Source organism: Ramlibacter albus, assembly GCF_014297445.1.
GTDB lineage: Bacteria > Pseudomonadota > Gammaproteobacteria > Burkholderiales > Burkholderiaceae_C > Ramlibacter > Ramlibacter albus.
Genome location: NZ_JACORU010000027.1, coordinates 1 through 3,138, shown reverse-complemented (window position 1 = coordinate 3,138; position 3,138 = coordinate 1). Strand labels below are relative to the sequence as shown.

Here is a 3,138-nt window from a genome sequence, read left to right as displayed (position 1 = left end):
TTAGGTGGACACCATGAAGGATTGGAGGAAGGAGCCTCGGCGCCGGCACAGCGAGGAGCTGAAGGCGCAGGTTCTTGCCGAGTGCGCGCAGCCGGGGGCCTCGGTGGCGGCAGTGGCGATGGCACATAGCCTGAACGCGAACGTGGTGCACAAGTGGCGCCGACAAGCAGTCGCGAAGCCCGTCTTGCCAGTGACGACATTTGTTCCGGCAACCATGCCGGCCGCGCCGGAGCCGCCCGCGATCATCCGGATCGAGCTGCGCCGGGGCGCAACGACGGTGAACGTCGCCTGGCCGGTGACGGCTGGCGCCGAGTGCGCGGCGTGGCTGCGTGAACTGCTGAAGTGATCCGGATCGATGCGATCTGGCTGGCCGTGCCGCCGGTGGACATGCGCGCGGGCAGTGACACGCTGCTTGCGCAGGTCGTGGCGGTGTTCGGCGCTGCGCAGCCGCACCATGCCTACTGCTTCGCCAACCGACGCGCCACGCGGCTGAAGGTGGTGGTGCACGACGGCATCGGCATCTGGCTGGCGGCACGGCGGCTGCATCAGGGCGGGTTCGTTTGGCCCACGCCCGGCTGCAGGACGGCGCAGCTCACGCGCGCACAGCTCGATGCGCTCGCACTCGGCCTGCCGTGGCAGCGCCTGGCCGAAGCCATTACCGTGCTGTAGCGCGAAGGCGCAATTGCCGAATGCGCGCATGGCGCATGGGGTGACGACGCGGCACAGTGGCAACTCGTGAGCGACGCAACCCACATCGACAGCCTGAACGAAGCCCAAGTGCGGGAGCTTGCCAAGCGCCTCGTTGCCGAGGTGCAGTTCAAGCAGGCCACCATCGAGAAGCTCACGCACGAGAACGCCGTGCTCAAGCGACTGAAGTTCGCGGCGCAGTCGGAGCGCTTCGATGCCGAGCAGCGCAGCCTGCTGGAGGAAACCCTCGAAGCCGACCTGCAGGCCGTGTCCGAAGAGATCGAGGCGCTGCAGCCGCCGAAGGATTCCCCTCAGCGCCAGCAGCCCAAGCGCCAGGCGCTGCCGGCGAGCCTGCCGCGCCGCGAGATCCGCCACGAGCCTGAGAGCACCACGTGCGCGTGCGGCTGCCAGATGAAGCGCATCGGCGAAGACGTTGCCGAGAAACTCGACTACGTTCCGGGCGTGTTCAGCGTGGAGCGCCACATCCGCGGCAAGTGGGCGTGCGCGAAGTGCGAGCGCATCGTGCAGGCGCCGGTTGCGCCGCACATCATCGACAAGGGCATCCCGACGGCAGGCCTGATCGCGCAGGTGCTGGTGGCCAAGTACGCCGACCACTTGCCGCTGTACCGCCAGGAAGGCATCTTTGGTCGTGCGGGACTCGCGATTCCTCGCTCGACGCTGGCGCAGTGGGTTGGCAGCGCCGGCGTGCAGCTGCAGCCGCTGGTCGAGGCGATGCGCCAGGAGCTGCTCACACGATCGGTGCTGCACGCCGACGAAACTCCGGTGCAGATGCTCGACCCCGGCGCGGGCAAGACGCACCGCGCGTACCTGTGGAGCTACTGCACCAGCGGCTACGAGCCCGAACGCCTGGTCGTGTTCGACTTCGCCGAAAGCCGCGCGGGACGGCATGCCGCGCAGTTCCTGCAGGGCGCGGGCGGTGCGTGGCGCGGCACGCTCGTGTGCGACGACTACTCGGGCTACAAGGCGCTGTTCGCGCAGGGCGTGACCGAGGGTGGGTGCCTGGCGCATGCGCGGCGCAAGTTCCACGAGCTGTGGGCCAATCACAAGAGCACCCTCGCGCAGCAGGCGCTGGAGCTGTTCGCCCGGCTCTATGAGATCGAGCGCGAGGTGGGCGAACTCACCGCCGACGAGCGCCTGCGGATTCGACAGGCGAAAGCCAAGCCGGTGGCCGATGCACTGCATGCCTGGCTTACCGCGCAGCGGCAGAAGGTGCCGCCGGGTTCAGCGACCGCGAAGGCGATCGACTACAGCCTGGGCCGCTGGCCGGCGCTGGTGCGCTACATCGGCGACGGAAACCTCCCCGCCGACAACAACTGGGTGGAGAACCAGATCCGGCCGATCGCGCTGGGGCGCAACAACTGGCTGTTCGCCGGGTCGCTTCGTGCGGGCAAGCGCGCTGCGGCCGTCATGAGCCTAGTGCACTCGGCGCGGCTGAACGGACACGAGCCGCATGCGTACCTGAAGGACGTGATGGAACGCTTGCCCACGCAGCCGGCCAGCCGCATCACCGAGTTGCTGCCGCATCGCTGGAGGCCCGCCACCGCCTGATACGCTCAGGCGATGAGTGCCCGTAAACCGCCCGGGCGTCCCGGGCCGAAATGCATCTACCAGTTGCGCATCGAGCTGCAGCACATCGAGCCGCGCATCTGGCGCACGATCCTGGTCCCTGACACCATCACGCTGGCCAAGCTCGATCGCGTCGTGCAGGCCGCCATGGGCTGGACCAACAGCCACCTTCATGACTGGCACATCGAGGGCAAGCGCTACGGCGCGCCGAACCCCGAGTGGGACAACGAAGGCGACATGCTCGATGACCGTAAGGTCACCGTCGGCGCGGTGCTTGGCGAGCACGTCGCGGAGTTCCTCTACCAATACGACTTCGGCGATGGCTGGGAGCATCGCATTCGCGTGGAGAAGCGCCTTGCGCCGCAACCGCACTACAACACATGGCCGATGTGCATCGCTGGCGCCAACTCGTGCCCGCCGGAAGACGTGGGCGGCCCGCCCGGCTACATGGACTTCGTGCAGGCGATTCGCGACCCAGCGCACGAAGAGCACCAGAACCTGTGGCAGTGGAACGCAGGCCCGTTCGATCCGAGCGCGTTCAGCATCAACGACGCGAACCGCGCGATCCGGCGCCTGCGGTAGGACGAGATGATGTGAAGAACATCGAAACGCTCATCGACGAGGGCGGCGACATCTCGATCGGTCCCGTCGCAGGGTTGACGTGCGTCGCGGCAGCCACCGACGGCTACAACTGCCTTGCGATGCGCGTGAGGCGCGATGGCGAAAAGCTCAACGTCTTGATGAAGCGCCTGGACAAGGCAATCGGACTCGCATGGTCCGACGACGTGTTTACCGACGAGGTCAATGGGCCGGCATAGCCGAGCGCTGACCGCCAGCGTCAAGGTGCCATCACCGGACGCTTAC

Annotated in this window: 5 protein-coding genes; all 5 read left to right on the top strand. The window is 67.4% G+C overall.

Annotated elements, in window-relative coordinates:
• The first annotated feature begins 13 nt into the window (after positions 1–13).
• Positions 14–346 carry an IS66-like element accessory protein TnpA gene (gene tnpA, locus H8R02_RS29935; RefSeq protein ID WP_187085684.1) on the top strand — a complete coding sequence of 111 codons (333 nt, stop codon included), beginning with the start codon at positions 14–16 and terminating at the stop codon, positions 344–346.
• On the top strand, positions 343–669 hold the full coding sequence (tnpB, locus tag H8R02_RS29930; protein WP_187085682.1) for an IS66 family insertion sequence element accessory protein TnpB: 327 nt from the start codon (positions 343–345) through the stop codon (positions 667–669). Before tnpA ends, tnpB begins: the two co-directional genes overlap by 4 nt.
• A 66-nt stretch (positions 670–735) precedes the next feature.
• The gene (gene tnpC, locus H8R02_RS29925) at positions 736–2,256 is read left to right on the top strand and encodes an IS66 family transposase (RefSeq protein ID WP_187085680.1); all 1,521 of its coding nucleotides are present in this window, start codon (positions 736–738) and stop codon (positions 2,254–2,256) included.
• Positions 2,257–2,268: 12 nt separating this feature from the next.
• Complete coding sequence (locus H8R02_RS29920) at positions 2,269–2,856, top strand: plasmid pRiA4b ORF-3 family protein (protein ID WP_187085669.1); 588 nt, start codon at positions 2,269–2,271, stop codon at positions 2,854–2,856.
• A gap of 11 nt (positions 2,857–2,867) precedes the next feature.
• The gene (locus tag H8R02_RS29915) at positions 2,868–3,092 is read left to right on the top strand and encodes a hypothetical protein (protein ID WP_187085667.1); all 225 of its coding nucleotides are present in this window, start codon (positions 2,868–2,870) and stop codon (positions 3,090–3,092) included.
• Positions 3,093–3,138 lie beyond the last annotated feature (46 nt).

Excerpts from the sequence above, each read along its gene's own strand:
- tnpA (WP_187085684.1), top strand. The coding sequence starts at position 14 with ATGAAGGATTGGAGGAAGGAGCCTCGGCGCCGGCACAGCGAGGAGCTG.
- H8R02_RS29920 (WP_187085669.1), top strand. The coding sequence starts at position 2,269 with ATGAGTGCCCGTAAACCGCCCGGGCGTCCCGGGCCGAAATGCATCTAC.